Origin of the sequence: Alicyclobacillus fodiniaquatilis, from assembly GCF_042678105.1 — a bacterium.
GTDB classification, from domain to species: Bacteria; Bacillota; Bacilli; order Alicyclobacillales; family Alicyclobacillaceae; genus Alicyclobacillus; species Alicyclobacillus fodiniaquatilis.
In genome coordinates this window covers 73,155-89,905 of the sequence record NZ_JBHUCX010000095.1, presented here as the reverse complement: position 1 = coordinate 89,905, position 16,751 = coordinate 73,155, and the positions used below count along the sequence as shown (strand labels likewise).

Below are 16,751 nucleotides of genomic sequence, written 5' to 3'. Positions count from 1 at the left end.
ACCGCAAGGAAAGGTCAAAACTTGCACCATCATCGTGAAGAACGGAAAGTACTACGCTTGCCTGTCGTGTGAAGTGGAATCCGTGCAGCTACCTAGCTGTTCTAAGTCGGTGGGCGTTGACCTTGGTGTCAAGCATTTGGCCATCACCTCGGATGGTGAATTTTACGACCATCCGAAGTTTCTGCGCGAATCAGAGGGAAAGATGAGACGCAAGCAACGTGTGGTTTCCAGACGCAAGAAAGGTTCTCATCGCCGCCGAAAGGCGGTACAAGAACTCTCGAAGCTACATGAATACATTGCGAATCAACGCAAGGATTATGCGCACAAAGTGTCTAGGAAATTGGTGAACAAGTATGGTCTGATCGCATTCGAGAACTTGAACACGCAGGGCATGGTCAAGAATCACCACTTGGCAAAGAGCATCGTTGATGCGTCATGGAATCAACTCGTCACATTCACCGCGTACAAAGCGGAAGAAGCTGGTCGTGGTGTAGTGCTGGTTGAGCCCAAGAACACAAGTCAACTTTGCTCAAACTGCGGTGAAATGGTACCGAAGAAGCTCTCTGAACGTACCCATCATTGCGAACACTGCGGATACGTTCAGGACAGAGATATCAACGCCGCAAAAAACATTTTGAAGCGTGCAATATAGCGTTACTGGTTGGCTTGGACTGAGCCTTCAGGACATAACGTAGGCGGGTTGCGCCATGCGTGTTCTGAGAAGCCCCTGCCTTTAGGCATGGGGAGTGGTCACCAATATCCTGGCATATGGAGGTATAACAGTATGTCCGAGTCCACTGCGTTATTTCCGGATCCATCTCGACATCCCGATTGGATTCAACCTCATAGCGAGAAGTGGTATGCACGACTCGCTTCCGAGACTGATGAGTACAAATATCCATGGAAGTCCCAATTTGATGAACCAACCGCAGAAAGCTTATTCAAAGAGAAAATCGCTTCTCTTTTAACAACAGACTCCCGTGTACTGGATGTTGGATGTGGGCATGGTGAATTCACACTTCAATTCGTGACAAAGGCAAAAGAAGTTGTCGGCATTGACAAGCGCGAAAGTTTTATTGCCACGGCCAATCGAATAAATACATCAGAGAATGCTCGGTTTGTAACAGTTGATGTCGATAACGGGTTGCCCTTTCCAGACAATGAGTTTGATTTGATTTACACCAAAAAAGGACCGTGGATGTTCGGCGGGGCTGGAGAAGGCAATCGTGTCATCAAACCCGGCGGATTTGCGCTTGGTCTATACCATGGTGGGAGTGACGGAGGACTACGGACATTGTTCAATGGACTGTACCAACCATCAGTTAGTGGGAATCCACTTGAAGCGGGCATCAAACAAACGTATGAAGACCATCAGAATCAGGGATTGTCCGAGATTGATGTCCAGGGAATCGAAGAAATCGAATATCTTTCGACGCCGGAGGATGTCCTTATCAAAAAATGTTTCGGGCAAAGCAAATCTGTGAAGAAATATGTTTGGGAGACATGTTTAAGTGGAGTGGAAGATATCTTTGATAAGAACGCAACGACAAAAGGACTAAGCGTCATTAACTATCACTACATGGTCACGGCCAGGGTCATTTGAGGGTGAGACGTGACTGGGCGCGTTATTGGAATAACGCCATCACTGTGCCAAACTGGCTCTGAAACGTTCTTGTGGGGACGGGGAGACGGGAAACGCTAGAGCAAAGAAGAGAACATTGAACGCTTCGATGACAGACCGTAAAGGGAAGAGCCGTTTTATGGTGTGGATGGACTCAGATATATGTACGCAATTGTTAAAGAAACGAAAGTCATCAGTACGTGTGATGATGCCGAGGTCGTCACTTCCTCCGCGTTTTCTATAGAAAGATAAAATAATACAACTAACTGCACCACCAAATAAAAATGTCTAACATTTCTGAATGATTCAGGAAGAAATGCTTCGAGCAGGAGGAAAGTGAGTAGGCTCACAATGAAATTCTTGTAAAAAAAATCATTGCTTTTGCTCAAGTTCGCTCCCTCCATACCATACAATGTGATTCTAACTGTATATGCAGTATAGCGCTTGGTTGTATAGGTATGATTGCCTACTATGCATCAGAGGGGTATTCGGTATATGGAATGTAATACGTATTGTGTAAAAAAATCTTTCTTGTGGTTGGAAAAATTACAGTGTTCCTCATCAATGTGATTCCTGATGAGGAACACTGATCTTTACTCGGTGAATCAAAAACTTCCATCGATGGAAGTCAGTGCTTTTCGGCTGGCTGCATCAAGCTGGTTCAGTTCGTCATCTGTGAGCGCAATGTCAACCGCGCGGGCGTTTGCTTTCAGATGCTCGATATTCTGAGTGCCTACAATGGCGGATGTCACGCCTTGTTGGTGCAGGAGCCAAGCAATCGCGATTTCGGAACATGTGACATTGTGCTCGTCGGCAATGCGCTTGAGGAGCAACACCAATTCGGTTTCGTGTTCCATATGTTCGGGATAAAACAGTCGCCGTTGGTGGCGGAAATCATGTTCATCGATCTTCTTCTTGTCGCCAAGATGGTAAACCCCCGTGAGAATGCCTTTGGCGACAGAACTGTAGGTGAGCACGCCAATGGAATGCTCGATGCAATACGGCAGAACATCTTTTTCGATGGCGCGTTGCAGGAGACTGTACTCGGGTTGTATCGCATCCACGTACGTCACAGACATCGCTTCTTCGAGTTGTTCGCGTGAGAAGTTGGAGGCAGCGACCGCTTTGATGATGTTTTCTTCCCGCAACCGACGGAATTCGTTCATGGTGTCGACAAGGGGGATGTCGTTGTTCGGCCAGTGGATATAGTAGATATCTATGTAGTCGGTGCGAAGGCGCTTCAAGCTCTGTTCGACAGACCTGCGGATATCATCAGGGCGCAGGTGGTTCGGCGAAACCTTCGTTGCGATGACCGCCTCCTTGCGCTTGCCTTCCAATGCGATGCCGACAATCTCTTCCGAGTGCCCCTGTCCGTAGCCTTCAGCAGTGTCAAATGAGGTGATGCCCATTTCAAAAGCCGTTTGAATGGCTCTGATATTGGTCTCGTCGCTCTCCTTTTCCCATTGGCCGCCACCAAGTTCCCAACAGCCAAAGGTGAGTTCCGAAACCTGGAGATGACTGTTTTTGAGTTGTGTGTACTTCATCATCTATCACTCCTTGCATTTGTCGATCACGGCATTTTTATTATACAATTCTATCAATTCATTATACTTTACAATTGCGTTTATTGCGCACAAAAAGTGCCAGATTGTTGATTGACAGACCGACAGTCGGTGTTGTATATTGCGTTGGGATCGACGGTTCTATGGAGGTGTACCGAACGTAAATACTTCTCAGCCATCGACATTCGAACATTTGATACATACAACGCAGCAACTGGTGCTAGAGAAAGGCTGTCGCAGCACAACACTACAGGATATCATTGACCGAAGCGGCATTTCTAAAGGTGGTATCTATCATTACGTTTCAGGCAAGGACGAACTGTTGGGTCTCGTGTTAAAAGAGAGTTTTGAGGAGACCAATCGCCAATTCGAAGAGGCGGTCAATGCTGCCTTGCAGAAACACGCTTCGGTTCGACCGTTCGAAATCCTGTCCAAACGCATGGCCGGAAAAGACGTGCATGGACGTGTTGTAAACGAGATTTATCTGTATTTGGTAAGTCAAATGGACAAGCCTAAAGTACAGAAAATCCTCTCGGATCTGTATCAGTTTCGACATCGCTTGTCTGTGCAGTGGATACAGTTCGGTCAGCAGTCAGGCGCCATACCACAATTCGTGAATGTTCATCAAGCAGCAATGATACTGGAGGTTCTGCGAGATGGTTTGCGCATTCAACATGCAATTACAGAACCGCCACAGCATGTGCAACCTGATTTCGTTCTACAAATGTTGATGAATTTATTGACTGACCACTCAGGAATGAACCTCGAAAATAAGGCGTCGAAAGCTGGGGATTGAGTTGGGCATATCATCACACGACTGGCGAGCTAACAGGAGGATTTGCACTCGGAGACGCAAGTTGTGGTCCAAAACTCAACCTGAATGCCCGAATGTCAATATCGTCATTGACGGATCGCTTTATATTCATTGCCTCTCTTGATACGGAATGTATCTCATACATACACAGTTTTGCTATACTTGAGCGCTTTATGAGCCTGGTTGAATTCATTGTGTTCTACCCCTCCAAACATGGCTAAGCGGGAATTTCTTTACGGAGGCCTCGTGGCTTTGCATAGACTCGTGCAAATATACCAGCAAGCTACATCACTGGAATCGTTCCAGTATGAGGGGCATCGTTTTGATTTTGTCGATTTTTGGAGCTTGGAGGCAGTGTTGTTGTGAGGCCCAATGCAGGAAAGACGAGGAAACCCACAAATGACAAGAATCTGTTCACGGACACAGTGGCGGATGAGGAGAACGTATCTTTGCCGTTGGCGTGTCACTCAACAGGTGCTGTTGGGGCCTACAAAGGGGACTCGATAACAACTGACCTCCGTAAAGCGATACAAAATGAAGAATTTGTATTGTATTATCAGCCGCGCATTGATGTAATCTCCGGACAGGTCGTCGCTGCGGAAGCGTTGATTCGTTGGCAGCATGCCTCTTGGGGGCAAATCTCACCTGGTGAATTCATTCATATTGCTGAAGAAACAGGGCTTATTGTTCCACTAGGAAATTGGGTATTGGAAACGGTCTGCAGAAAATTGACACAATGGTCGGCCATCGGCTTGCCGGATATCAAGATCTCGGTAAATATTTCCGCCAGACAGCTTTTCATGCACGATTTTGTCGAGTCAGTGGAAGCGGTCTTACGCAAATTTCAAGTAGTGGCTAAGCGACTGGAATTAGAGATTACAGAGACGAGCCTTCTCCCAAATGAACCTTTTATTGTCCAGTCGATCCAACGGTTGCGCACTTTAGGCATCGCCATATTCTTTGATGACTTTGGCACAGGATACTCCACGTTGAGTTCGCTGCAGCACTTTGAGTTAGACGGAATCAAGTTGGACAGGTCATTTGTGATGCATATCCCTTCGAAACGGACATCTACGCAAATTGTGCGTTCGGTCATCTGGCTGGCGCATAGTTTGATGCTGACGGTTGTGGCGGAAGGCGTTGAGACACAAGCACAATTAGATTTTCTCAAGCAGGAGAAGTGCGACGAGGTTCAAGGTTTTTTCTACAGCAAACCGTTGCCAGATGACCAGTTTTTGCGATTTGTAGGGCTTGGTGCACAGGCATTGGCAATCATGAATGAGACAAGTGGGGAAGACGCGGAAACGCTCCCAGCTGAGCACAAATACGTTCGTGCAGCCCTGCCGAATCCCATCATTGCATCGGTGACAGTCATCGCTATGAATGCGCGACCGTTGTCGTCGGGATTAAGCGAGGTATTGGTCTTGGAGGTTGGCCCTGGGGGACTGCGGTTTGTTTCTAATTTGCGTTTTCCAACCAACCAGGGTCTTGTTCTGCTTTTTAAAATGAATCTGTTTAACATCGTGATTGAATTGGAGGGATTTGTTGTCTGGTCCAAGGAAGTAGAAAATGGTTTGTTTCAATATAGTGTGAAGTTTTCGTTAGATGAGTTGAAACGGAATAAGTTCGTCCCATTGTTGAATCAGTTGGCAATGGAATTGAAGTCTGGGAATGTTCCGAACGCTCATTTTTATGCTGGAAATTTGTTGTCTTTTTTTTCGCTGTGAATGGTTTGTTGTCTCTCTATTGATAAAAGGAGAATTACAGTGGGTGAACAATCGTTATTACACTAGGGCATGGTTCATTGGTAAGTGGTCTACATGTTCTGGTGCTTGAGTTGGTCGAAGGGGAGCATCCCGATTTTACAGATGAAGCAGTGACAGAAGCTGTGTTTCACCAGTTGGGTGAGTGTTCGGCTAAATGGGGAGAAAGCGCTGTCAAATTGCTTCGTGGGGAATCTACATATCGACCCAATCAAATCTTTCTGGAAGAAAAGTTTCACACCTTCATGTGTGATGTCGTCACAAAGAACACGATAGAAAACCGCCTGTGGGAGATGGCAGCGCTGGCGAATCAGATGGAATGTACTGTCAGGGCAATCGGTGGGCAAAACTATGCGATGCTTTTAGGGACATCAGCACTGGTTTCGGTAGCCAGTTGGCGGAGCAAATTGCCCGCATGCCCATTACCTTAGATCCCGGTGATATTTCTATGCATAATGTTATCTGCGAAGATAAAGATCACTACTGTTTTCTCGACTTTGAATATAGTCGATTATGTCCGATGGTTTTCGTGATGGATGTCCTCGGTGAGCCGTGGGAATCTTTGCCGATGGACGCATTGGCTGATCGTGCGTTGCGTGCGTTTCTGACAGGGTGGAATCGAGAAGCGGATGAACGCATCGAATGGCATGACTTTGCCATAAGCTATCATTGTGTCAGGGTGTATCGAAAATGCTATGAATTTGAAGGATGGCTGTCCGAGTTGGCAAAGAACAAGCGCGATCAGCAAACGAGGGAGTGGGCGGAACAAGGCGCCGAGCAATTGATGGGCTTGATGCATACCGCCAAACAAGCCATCCAAGCGTGAGGTGGCGCAGGTGCGATTTTCCCTTACGCCTCATAGGTCCTAAACAGGATATCCTGTTTGTAGTTGCCAAAGCCAGTTCCGTATAAAGTCAAGCCGCCAACGTGATTTGCATCTTCCAGCACAGCCATCCGGAACGTCCATTGGTTGCGATCCATCGGTAGATCCGCCAGCCGAACGGCCGAGATGCGCTCCCCATCGATGAACGTGCCGTCCTGTGTGACTCGGAGCACTTTCAGGAAGCCGTATTGATTGACATGCGTACTCCACCATTCAGGCGTGTATACACCGCGACCATCGCCAGAATCGCCAGGACTGGTCCAGTAACCGAGATCGACCCCGTTCAGATAGAAGCGGATATCCGATGGCCAGTGGCGGTTGACCCCGGGCGCTTCTGAGCCGATTTCCAGCGATATCTCGATTTCGCGCACCGCTTCGGAGGGAAGCGTGTAATTCGGCACGCGATATTCTATCTCTCCACGGCCGAACCAGAGGATGGCGGCGTTCATGCGGTCTGGGTGGAAAAAATAGCGTGGGTCGTCAAATTGGCCAATCACATGATCAGTCGTGGCCAGACCACAGGTGGGATACGCTTCAACTTGCGTAAAGTGACCGATGGGAATGGAGACTTCACGAAAAGTCCGAGTTTGTGGCGCGGTGGATGGCAGCGTGATTTGAATGGCCTCGACCGCCAGGGAATTGAGCTTGTGTGTGCCGCCGTCGCGGCGGATCAACTGCGATGCGATGAGGTTGGCCCGCTGCAGTTTACGCACATGCATGGAAACGATGGCGCTGCTGACACCCAAGCTTTCCGCAAGGTCTTTGTTGTTCATCGGTTTTTCTGCGAGCAACTGGATGATACGCAGTCGGACATCACTCGCCAGCGCCTCAAACAAAGGCAGCCATTCCAAGTCGGTCGAAGCTTTCATCATGGGTTCATCCTCCAAAAACAGGTGCTTGCTTCAGTATACATCACCACCGGCTGCCTTGTGGGTGCGGGCAGCGAGCGGCCGCCCGTTTTGCCTTGATGGCCACGAGGCAGCCGCACCAGCGACAAGTGGTGCCGAATTGTAAGGATTCGCAGGTTTGGCAAGCTTTCATTCGTTCGGTATAGTCCTCCACCGCCGTGATTAGGTCTGGTAGCGCCGCTGTTTGATCCGCCATTCGCGCGATGGCCTCCGCAGAGACGTGCGCAGAGGCAGTGCAGCCCCTGCAATTTGGTACAACCGGGTTGTGGATGTTCCGCTGTGCCATATTTGTCATCACTGTAGCCTCAAACCAAGCGGAGTACGACCACAGATTTCGCTGGCAAAGTGGCGATGAGTTGACCGCTTTCCACCCGGTAGTTGACGAACGCGCTTGGCTTTACTGTTTCCGGCTCTTCAAATGTGTTGTGCGCCTGCATCTTGCCAGCTGTGAGAATTGTGCCGGAAATCTCCGCAAAATGTCGGCCGCGGATGTCGCAAACCATTTCCACTGACTCCGCATGATGTAGGTTGCAAAGCGATATATTCAGATGACTTGCATTCACTGACGCGGAAGCGCTCACTTGATCAATTTGCTGGCCATCCATGTCATAGGTGGCGCCTAAGACGTCTGTTTGCACCAAATTTGCGCCCTGGTGGATTTTGTACATGTCGAATACGTGATAAGTCGGTGTCAGAATCATCTCGGCGCCTTCAGTTAGAATCACCGACTGCAGCACGTTGACCAGTTGGGCGATGTTGGCCATGCGGACACGGTCGGCGTGATTGTGGAAGATATTCAGATTGATGCCCGCGACGAGCGCATCTCGCAACGTGTTCTGCTGGTACAGGAAGCCTGGATTGGTGCCTGGTTCGACATCGTACCATGTGCCCCATTCATCGACGATGAGAGCGATGCGCTTGTCGGGATCGAACTGCGTCATGATGGTGTCGTGGCGCTGAATCAATTCCTCCATGTACAAGGTTTTCTGCAGCGTTTGGAACCACAGTTTTTCGTCGAAGTCGGTTGCCGAGCCCTTGTTTCCCCAGTTTCCGGTTGGAATGGTGTAGTAATGCAGACTCAAGCCGTCCATGAAGCGCCCAGCTTGCGCCATCAGCACTTCCGTCCAATGGTAGTCGTCGACATTCGGACCACATGCGATTTTGAATATACGGTTGTCGCCATAATTGCGGACGTAGCACGCATAGCGACGATACAGGTCGGCGTAATATTCCGGGCGCATATTGCCGCCGCATCCCCAGTTTTCATTGCCAACGCCAAAATAGGAGAGCTGCCAGGGCGCCTGTCTGCCATTTTCTTGCCGCCAATTGGCCATCGGCGACTCGCCGTCAAACGTCATGTACTCCACCCATTCTGACATTTCAGCGACGGTGCCGCTGCCGACATTGCCGCAAACATAGGGTTGCGCGCCAATCAGCTCACAGAAGCGCATGAACTCGTGTGTGCCGAAGTGATTGTTCTCCACGACACCGCCCCAGTGCGTGTTGATCATCCGCTTGCGCTGTTCGGCGGGACCAACGCCGTCCTTCCAGTGATATTCGTCCGCAAAACAACCACCCGGCCAGCGGAGAACGGGGATTTGCAGTTTTCGCAACGCAGCGATGACATCGTTTCGCATCCCATCGGTATTCGGAATGGGGGAATCTTTCCCGACCCAGATGCCTTCGTAGATGCAACGTCCCAAATGTTCAGAAAAGTGGCCGTAAATGTTTGGATCGATGGTGTTTTTCGGAAGATCAGCGTGAACGATCAGCTTTGCCATGTCTACATGACTCCTTTTTAAGTTCGTGTGTGATTCGATGTCATAGAAGTAATATATATGTTTACTAGTATATTATAATATTAATCCGATAGGCGATAGGAGGTCAACAAGATGATGAGGACATCATAGGATGTATAGGCGGGTTGTGATAAAGTAGTCATATGATGAGCTGATTTCCGAAAATGTGCAGGGAAAGAACATTTCAGACTGGCATAAGTAAGCGCTTTACCCACCCTATCTGTTCGCAGGTGGAGCAATCCTTATGTAATCTATCAAAGGAGATGCTGGTATGTTTCTTTTGCAAATGTCGGGGTTTCCTGGTTCGGGAAAATCGACGCTTGCCAAATGGATTGCCCAGTCCACGAATGCGGTCGTGATCGATCACGATGTTGTGAAAACGGCGTTGCTGGCGTCATTGGACAGCGACATGGATCCCAATCGCGTCGGCGGCATTGCTTACAGTGTCGAATGGTCCTTGATTGATTTTCACTTGTCGCAAGGGCACCATGTCGTGCACGACAGCCCATGTCTTTATGATGAACTGGTGGACAAAGGGACAGCGTTGGCGAAAAAACATACAGCAAAATACAAGTATGTGGAATGTGTTTTGGAGAACGTCCACGAGGTGAACAAGCGACTGACGAGCCGCCAACGAATGGTAAGTCAGATTCATTCTATTGACTTGCCTCAAGAACGGTTCAAAGAAGTGCTTAATCGCAGCAAAAAGCCGGATGACGTGGAATGTTTACGGGTGGATACTTCACAACCCATCGACGAATATATCGGTGATGTGCTGCTTTATCTGCACAATTGAAAAAACAGGCTGATGTTGCGCCATCTGCGATGCTTTGATTGACTGGTATTTTCATGATTCTGCTGGTGCGGGACACATCACGCATGGCGGTCTATCTACAAAATTGGAGGTGCTCACATGAAAATCGCTTATTCAAATTTGGCGAGCCCAGAGTGGTCGATGGAGGAGGTATTCTCCAATGCGCAAAAGTTTGGTTATGACGGCGTTGAGATTCGATTGCTCGACGGCGAAGTGATTCCGTCTGTTCTCGACGAGTCGACACGCAACAGCATTGTCCGTCTGGCCAGGGCGCATGAAATCGAAATTGTTGGTTTGGGGGCTTCCACGCGCTTTGCGACTGCGGATGCTGACGAGCGTGAACAGAATGAAGAAGATCTATTTCGATTTATTGAGCTTGCGGCCCAGATGGAAGTCCCCATGGTGCGCACTTTCGGCGGTGGCGCGACAGCAGGCGGTGCTGAAGCGGGCGATGCCATCCGCTGGGTGGCTGAATCCTTGAACCGTGTGGCTGAGCGTGCAGAGGAGCTAGGTGTCTCGGTGTTGCTGGAGACACACGATGAATTCTCACACTCTTGGATGGTGCGGGATGTATTGAAGCAGGTTGAGAGTAAGGCAATTGGCGCCATTTGGGACATTCATCACCCGTACCGCATGGGTGAGTCGATGGAGGATACATACGACAACTTGCGGGCGGGACTTCAACACGTTCACCTAAAGGATGCGCGCAAGCATGGTGATGGATGGGATTTGGTGGTGTTTGGCGAAGGGGAAGTGCCGGTGAAAGCCATCGTCAAAAAACTAATTGACGAAGGATATGACAGATATCTATGCGTGGAATGGGAGAAAAAATGGCATCCGGAAATCGAGGCAGCAAGTACAGCGCTGCCGAAACACATTGAGGTGCTTCGGCAGTATCTCGCGGATTAATCTAGCATTTTAAGGTGTCCTGCATAGGCTTGGATCACAAAAAAGTTCAGGTTTAATGTTTTCATTAGGGTACAAAAGGAGGTGGGCGTACATGGCTTTGTGTATCTTGTACGTGAAATTTTTGCTCGATGCAAGAGATCAGGGGACAGGTATGCCCATTTTTCGATGTAAGATATAACGACAGGGCATAACCGAACGGACCGACGGTGATATTCCCCGACCGTAGCTGATAAACACTTTGGCTGCGGTCTTTTTATTTGCTCGGAAAGGGTTATGTAAATGTCTAAATCATGGGGAATGCGATTGCTTCTTCGCAATCGCAATTATCGATTTTTGTGGCTGGCCGCAGTTGGCAGTCAATTTGGCAACTGGTTCAACGAGGTTGCTGTGGCACAAGTTACACTCACACTCACGCATTCGCCTGCGGCGATGGGATTTGTCCTGCTTTGCAGGTCATTGCCTTCTGTCGTCCTCGGACCGTTGGCAGGTCCTTTCATTGACAGATTGCCAAAAAAACCATTGTTATTTTTGACAGACGTGATTCGCGCTGTATTGGCGCTCACTCTATCTTTGTCTAGTCTGCTACATGCGGCTTGGATACTGTATATTTCTTCGATCCTGTTAGGGATGGCGGGTGCCCTATTTAGTCCAGTTCACAGCGCGGTCATTCCCCTAGTTGTTTCCGAAGCCCAGTTGACGACAGCGAATACGTTGGAGTCGCAGACAGGGGGATTCATGCAAATGGTCGGCGCGGCTTGTGGCGGAATGGTTGCAACAACCGTTGGACCAGTTGGATGTTTTGTTATCAATGCGCTGTCGTATTTGTGGTCGGGCTGGTATATAGCCCGAAGTCATTGGGCTGAACTTCCTGGAAACGGGCAAGATGCAAAGCGGTATATTCAATCGCTTCGAACAGGCTTTCAAGAAGTGCTCCATAATCGAGTCGCCCGCGCCATCATTGTGATCGCGATCAGTTGGGGTGTAGTTGGTGGGGGATATGACATCGTCATCCCCCTACTTGGGCAACAAGTCTATCACATGGGTGGGTTAGGCATTGGATTATTGTATGTGGTGGATGGCGTTGGTGTAACGCTTGGGGCGTTGGCAGTGCAAATATTTGTCGGGAACAACAATGGGCGAGCAGTGATTTGGTATGGCGTGGCGTATCTCTTACAAACGCTTTTTTTCGTCGCCTTGACGCAGTTTACCCATTTTACTTGGGGGGCTTGTATGTTGCTGTTGATGCGCATGAGTTCCGGTATCATCATCCCATTGGACATTTATCTGCTGCAAATCAATACGCAACCGGAGATTCGAGGACGGGTATTTTCACTTTATTATTCTACTTATGGCGGGGTCATGCAGTTGTCCTATTCGATGATGGGGTTAGCGTTTGCGACATTTGGCATTCCTGTCGTTGGCATGGCGATTGGCGCGATGTCCATGCTCTGCGGCGTGTTTTGGTTGGCGCAGTTTGGGCGTAAGCGCAAAGCGGTGAAGGGGATTTAAGGAAATGAAGGTTGGCTGTCGAATAAGTTTTGTCATCTGCGGCTGTACCTGTTCTCACTGAATCAATCACGAATTTGATTTTTAACTATCACTTTGCGCTGATGCCCAGTCAAATAAAGTGAAGCCCAAAAAGGGGGAGGGAAACCCAATTGACAAGGCGTATCTGATGTCGCTGGTGAGGCGATGGAAAAGCGGAGATGCGGACGCGTTTCCGATGATTCAATCAGAGTTTGGCGAGGGACTCAGAAAAATTGTCTCACGGTTGGTCGGCAAAGAGTACACAGATGACGTGATGCAGGACACATACCAGCGGGCATACCACTACCGGCATACGCTGCGCGACGAACAGAAGCTCGGCCCTTGGCTCGCGCAGATTGCGCGCAACCAATGCAAGGAGCGGTTGAAACAAAATTATGCCGATGGTCTGGTCGCGCGTCCTGGTGACGACTTGATGGACATCTTGGCTGAGTACAATGTTGACCGACCTTTCATGAACCTGATAGACCAAGTGACGCTGCGTATCGATCTCGAACGAGCCTTTTCACACTTGCCGAAATTAAACCGAGAAGTACTTGATTTGCATTATGTGCAAGAACTGCCTGTGCCGGATATCGCAAAGTTGCTTGGCTTGCCGGTGTCGACGGTGAAGTGGCGGATTCATCGCGGGTTGGAACTCTGTCGCTTACAGATGCTTGAATATCAGTTTGAACAAGGAAGGACAAAGGAGGACAAAACAAAATGACCGACTATACAGTGACGTTGCTCGAAAGCATTGGCCGTTTTGCCGAAGAGGTGTCCGTGACTGGACTGCGGGAAGATGCTTTGAAACGAGCGGTTCAGCAATTCAACGAGGTGCGTCAGTCGATTGCACAACAAGAACCTGACAACTCCGTCTGGAATCAGATTCCTGAATTAGACGCAGCGCATGTTTCAGCATCGGAACTTTCGTTGTTCTGTGACCAACTGTTGCGCGTTGCGCGCCATCAAGAGCAGGAAGAGGAAGGCGTAAACGTTTGGCATATCACACGGCCAACCAAACTATCGGGTTCGTTTAAAGGTCTTGTGTTTGTCCATCCAGGAGTTGATTTTTCTTTGCATGGGTCAGTGAAGGGAACGCTAGTATTACTAGGCGACGCTCGCCTGCTCTGGCACGGCTCTGTCAAAGGCACTGTTGAGCAAAGCGAGGAAAGCGACATTGTGTACCATGGGGCAATCAAAGCCGACATCAAGACGGTTGTCAATTTGGAAGAGAAGTACCGGTCGTATTTGTCCCCAGTCGAAGAGGGATGATTTTTTCTGCGCATTCCGGCTGATGACAGTACATCGGCCGGAATGCGCAAATGTTTAAAGGATAGTGAACATCCGTGTACATCGCGACTAGTTGCTCATGTTTGTGGCCCATTCGTCGAACTGCAATTAAACGACCGCAAACGGAGGTGATTTCAGATGTCCTGGCAAGACGAATACGCTTATGGCGGCATTGTTTTCAACGCGCGCGGCGAAGTGTTAATGAGAAGCCCGGCTGGGTTCTGGGGCGGGTACGTTTGGACTTTTGCCAAGGGCGGGGCGGAGCTAAGTGATGCTTCGCCAGAAGAAACTGCGTTGCGAGAAGTAAGAGAAGAGACAGGCTATACATGCGAAATCATTGGCAAAGTGCCTGGTGAATTCGCATCTGACACATGCATCACAAAGTATTATTTGATGAAGCCGATAGCTAAAAAGGCAGATTATGACCATGAAACACAGGAAATCCGGTGGGTGTGTACAGAACAGGCTTTTGAGCTGATGAAGCTGCCAAATCTGTAAAGGGGAGACTGCGCGACATCAATGTGTTGAAAAGTGCTATGAAGATGTGGACATCGGTATGTAAGGAGGAGAAGGGCGACGGATATGGATATTGGGTATCCCTGTTCCGCAAGTGATCACAGAGGATTTGACGGGCGCACGATATCCTTTTCATTATATGATCTTAAAGAAGATCCCGGGGCGTGATTTGCATTTTGAACTGAAGGATATGACGCAGAGCCAAATGACGACGCTGGCTGAGTCAATCGTCTCTTTTCAGCAAATAGTGGCGCAATTGCCGCTCGGAATGGGATATGGTTGGGTTCCAATCCACGACAAAGGCGAGTTCAATCGATGGACAGAGATCATCCATCGCGATGTTCACAATGGATTACGCAATGTCCAAGGTGTACTTAGCGCAATTGAAATCGGGCGGATCGAACAAAAAATGGCGTGTTTGAGACCTTACTTTGACGATGTTCGTCCAATCTGTTTTTTGGATGATGTCACGACCAAAAATGTCATCCTGCAAAGTGGGATTTTGCAAGGCGTCGTCGATTTGGATTGTGTTTGCTACGGAGATCCCCTCTATATGATTTCTCTCACAAAAACTGCAATTGTAGCCGATGGGCTTGAATCAAGGATGTTCTATATAGAAGCGCTGGCACACGCTTGGGAATTGACGGATGAACAGAGGAAAATCGTCGATGTTTACGCGTTGGTTCATGCGATGATCTTTTTGGGATATTTCGCTCACAACGAGAGTGGTTATCAGCGCACATTGTCTTTTGTAAAAGCGTGCATCGCGTCTTTAAGCTAATCCAGCCCACGTATTGTACAAGCAGCATGACTCATTGTCGATCTCGTCTTTCCTTGCAAACCAAATAAATCTGCAAAATATTCCGTATGAAACGGATGCGCGTGACAAACCGTATAATCATCAAATGTCACCCATTGCAGGAGGGGTAAGCATGGAAATGCCACAGCCAATGAACAATGCACCGACGAATGTCTCTTTCGATCACGGTGGACACGAGATGTTTGATATGTCAGAGGTACTGGCCGGTACGGTCAATGTGCTGGATCAGTACATGATGTTTCGCCAGTATGTCCAAGACCAGGAGTTGCTGGATATTCTCGACAGACAATATCAACATGTCTTGGACGGATACAACAGAATGGTGGAGGCCTTCTCGACAGGACAACCGCCAACGCAACCGTATGTGCCATATCAAATCAAACAGACGCAGCCAGTCGTTTATGGTCTAGGCCCCACAGAGCCTAAAAAACCGAACCTTTCCCTTGCGGACATCAAGGATAAGGGGATATCCGGCCACATGTTGGGGTTGATCAAATCCAGTGGATCGCTTTTGACCATGTCTGCCGTTGAAGTGACCAATCCCACCTTGCGCCGTCTGATGGCGCAAAGTGTTCCCTGTTACATTGAGATGGCGTATGAAATTTTCCTTTACCAAAACAAACATCGATATTATCAAGTACCCCAGTTGACACAGCAAGACATGACACAGATGTTGACATCGTTCACCACCGTCACGGGCAAACCGCAAATGCCGCAACCTAAATCCATGTTGCAATAGACAGCCATGCGTGAATTCATGTGGCGAAGCCATGAACAAATGCGGCCCAAAGCGATTGCGTCTTTGTGGTCGCATTTGTTGTACAACTGTTCTACATTCCTTGTCCACGCGTAAAAATAAAGTGCGAATGTGTAGCTATACGCAAAGGAGCAGAAACCCGTTGAGTGAAATGCTGAGTTACGTTCTTCTCGGTCTGTCGCTTTCGGCGCCAATTGGCCCAATTAACGCTGCCCAATTGGACAAGGGGATGAAATATGGATTCCTGAATGCCTGGATGGTGGGCTTAGGGGCCATGACTGCGGATGTACTTTATATGCTTCTTATTTATTTCGGACTCGCAAAATTGTTCACCTTACCAGGCGTCAAACTCCTCTTGTGGGTAGCTGGCAGTGTCATTCTGATGTATATCGGATTGGAAACCCTCTTGAATCTGCGGCGATTGAAGCTGTCTACTGTTGTGGCGGGGGAATCCAGTGCGAGATCATTTTTGACTGGTTTCTTCATGGCAGTGTCCAATCCGATGAATTTTGTGTTTTGGTTTGGCATCTATGGGGCGATTTTGTCAAAAGCCGCTGAGCAAGAGGACAACGCTGCCTTTTTGGGTCACAGTTGCGGCATTTTTGTCGGTATTCTCATTTGGGATATCGCCATGGCGTTGGCGGCCAGCATGTTTCAGCAATATGCCAATCGTCGCGTGTTGCAGACGGTTTCCGCTTTAGCAGGATTATCGCTCGTTGGATTCGCGGGCTATTTCGCTTTCCAGGCCCAACAAGCGTTATTCTGATT

19 protein-coding genes are annotated in these 16,751 nt (G+C 48.8%); 15 read left to right on the top strand and 4 right to left on the bottom strand.

What is annotated here, in order from left to right; all coding sequences use genetic code 11:
* Both ACFSB2_RS23565 and ACFSB2_RS23560 read left to right on the top strand, forming a co-directional pair.
* On the top strand, nucleotides 1-652 hold a 652-nt coding region (locus ACFSB2_RS23565), incomplete at its 5' end, for an RNA-guided endonuclease InsQ/TnpB family protein (RefSeq protein WP_377945552.1).
* A 132-nt stretch (nucleotides 653-784) separates the two neighbouring features.
* The gene (locus tag ACFSB2_RS23560; RefSeq protein WP_377945551.1) at nucleotides 785-1,603 is read left to right on the top strand and encodes a class I SAM-dependent methyltransferase; all 819 of its coding nucleotides are present in this window, start codon (nucleotides 785-787) and stop codon (nucleotides 1,601-1,603) included.
* Nucleotides 1,604-2,226: 623 nt separating this feature from the next.
* Here ACFSB2_RS23560 and ACFSB2_RS23555 read toward each other — a convergent pair.
* Nucleotides 2,227-3,165, bottom strand: coding sequence for an aldo/keto reductase (locus ACFSB2_RS23555; protein WP_377945550.1), 939 nt, complete (start codon nucleotides 3,163-3,165; stop codon nucleotides 2,227-2,229).
* A 139-nt stretch (nucleotides 3,166-3,304) separates the two neighbouring features.
* On the opposite strand from ACFSB2_RS23555, the gene ACFSB2_RS23550 reads away from it, so the two are divergent.
* From ACFSB2_RS23550 to ACFSB2_RS23535, 4 genes are all read left to right on the top strand, one after another.
* Nucleotides 3,305-3,979 (top strand): TetR/AcrR family transcriptional regulator, encoded by a 675-nt coding sequence (locus ACFSB2_RS23550; protein WP_377945549.1) that lies wholly within the window; start codon nucleotides 3,305-3,307, stop codon nucleotides 3,977-3,979.
* 380 nt (nucleotides 3,980-4,359) lie between these two features.
* Entirely contained in the window at nucleotides 4,360-5,724 is a 1,365-nt protein-coding gene (locus tag ACFSB2_RS23545; RefSeq protein WP_377945548.1) for a putative bifunctional diguanylate cyclase/phosphodiesterase, read from the top strand.
* 77 nt (nucleotides 5,725-5,801) lie between these two features.
* Complete coding sequence (locus ACFSB2_RS23540) at nucleotides 5,802-6,191, top strand: hypothetical protein (RefSeq protein WP_377945547.1); 390 nt, start codon at nucleotides 5,802-5,804, stop codon at nucleotides 6,189-6,191.
* Between the two features lie 17 nt (nucleotides 6,192-6,208).
* Nucleotides 6,209-6,586 carry a hypothetical protein gene (locus ACFSB2_RS23535; protein WP_377945546.1) on the top strand — a complete coding sequence of 126 codons (378 nt, stop codon included), beginning with the start codon at nucleotides 6,209-6,211 and terminating at the stop codon, nucleotides 6,584-6,586.
* Between the two features lie 23 nt (nucleotides 6,587-6,609).
* On the opposite strand, the gene ACFSB2_RS23530 is transcribed toward ACFSB2_RS23535, so the two are convergent.
* The 3 genes from ACFSB2_RS23530 to ACFSB2_RS23520 are packed head-to-tail and all read right to left on the bottom strand — an operon-like array spanning nucleotide 6,610 to nucleotide 9,332.
* A complete protein-coding gene (locus tag ACFSB2_RS23530; RefSeq protein ID WP_377945545.1) occupies nucleotides 6,610-7,515 on the bottom strand; it encodes an ArsR/SmtB family transcription factor in 906 nt (301 codons plus the stop codon).
* A 40-nt stretch (nucleotides 7,516-7,555) separates the two neighbouring features.
* Complete coding sequence (locus ACFSB2_RS23525) at nucleotides 7,556-7,846, bottom strand: hypothetical protein (protein ID WP_377945544.1); 291 nt, start codon at nucleotides 7,844-7,846, stop codon at nucleotides 7,556-7,558.
* 10 nt (nucleotides 7,847-7,856) lie between these two features.
* A complete protein-coding gene (locus ACFSB2_RS23520; RefSeq protein ID WP_377945543.1) occupies nucleotides 7,857-9,332 on the bottom strand; it encodes an alpha-N-arabinofuranosidase in 1,476 nt (491 codons plus the stop codon).
* A gap of 289 nt (nucleotides 9,333-9,621) precedes the next feature.
* Between ACFSB2_RS23520 and ACFSB2_RS23515 the strand changes: the two genes are divergently transcribed.
* The 9 genes from ACFSB2_RS23515 (at nucleotide 9,622) to ACFSB2_RS23475 (ending at nucleotide 16,749) form a co-directional block, all read left to right on the top strand.
* Nucleotides 9,622-10,146, top strand: coding sequence for a P-loop nucleotide/nucleoside kinase family protein (locus ACFSB2_RS23515; RefSeq protein WP_377945542.1), 525 nt, complete (start codon nucleotides 9,622-9,624; stop codon nucleotides 10,144-10,146).
* Between the two features lie 117 nt (nucleotides 10,147-10,263).
* Nucleotides 10,264-11,073 (top strand): sugar phosphate isomerase/epimerase family protein, encoded by an 810-nt coding sequence (locus ACFSB2_RS23510; protein ID WP_377945541.1) that lies wholly within the window; start codon nucleotides 10,264-10,266, stop codon nucleotides 11,071-11,073.
* Nucleotides 11,074-11,352: 279 nt separating this feature from the next.
* Nucleotides 11,353-12,582: an MFS transporter gene (locus ACFSB2_RS23505; protein WP_377945540.1), complete on the top strand. Its 1,230-nt coding sequence runs from the start codon at nucleotides 11,353-11,355 to the stop codon at nucleotides 12,580-12,582.
* A gap of 166 nt (nucleotides 12,583-12,748) precedes the next feature.
* Nucleotides 12,749-13,324 carry an RNA polymerase sigma factor gene (locus tag ACFSB2_RS23500; RefSeq protein WP_377945539.1) on the top strand — a complete coding sequence of 192 codons (576 nt, stop codon included), beginning with the start codon at nucleotides 12,749-12,751 and terminating at the stop codon, nucleotides 13,322-13,324.
* A complete protein-coding gene (locus ACFSB2_RS23495) occupies nucleotides 13,321-13,872 on the top strand; it encodes a hypothetical protein (protein WP_377945538.1) in 552 nt (183 codons plus the stop codon). Before ACFSB2_RS23500 ends, ACFSB2_RS23495 begins: the two co-directional genes overlap by 4 nt.
* A gap of 156 nt (nucleotides 13,873-14,028) precedes the next feature.
* Complete coding sequence (locus ACFSB2_RS23490) at nucleotides 14,029-14,388, top strand: NUDIX domain-containing protein (protein ID WP_377945537.1); 360 nt, start codon at nucleotides 14,029-14,031, stop codon at nucleotides 14,386-14,388.
* 91 nt (nucleotides 14,389-14,479) lie between these two features.
* The gene (locus tag ACFSB2_RS23485; protein ID WP_377945536.1) at nucleotides 14,480-15,187 is read left to right on the top strand and encodes an aminoglycoside phosphotransferase family protein; all 708 of its coding nucleotides are present in this window, start codon (nucleotides 14,480-14,482) and stop codon (nucleotides 15,185-15,187) included.
* Nucleotides 15,188-15,338: 151 nt separating this feature from the next.
* Nucleotides 15,339-15,965, top strand: a complete 627-nt coding sequence (locus ACFSB2_RS23480) for a spore coat protein (protein ID WP_377945535.1) — start codon at nucleotides 15,339-15,341, stop codon at nucleotides 15,963-15,965.
* Between the two features lie 169 nt (nucleotides 15,966-16,134).
* A complete protein-coding gene (locus tag ACFSB2_RS23475; protein WP_377945557.1) occupies nucleotides 16,135-16,749 on the top strand; it encodes a LysE family transporter in 615 nt (204 codons plus the stop codon).
* Nucleotides 16,750-16,751: the final 2 nt, after the last annotated feature.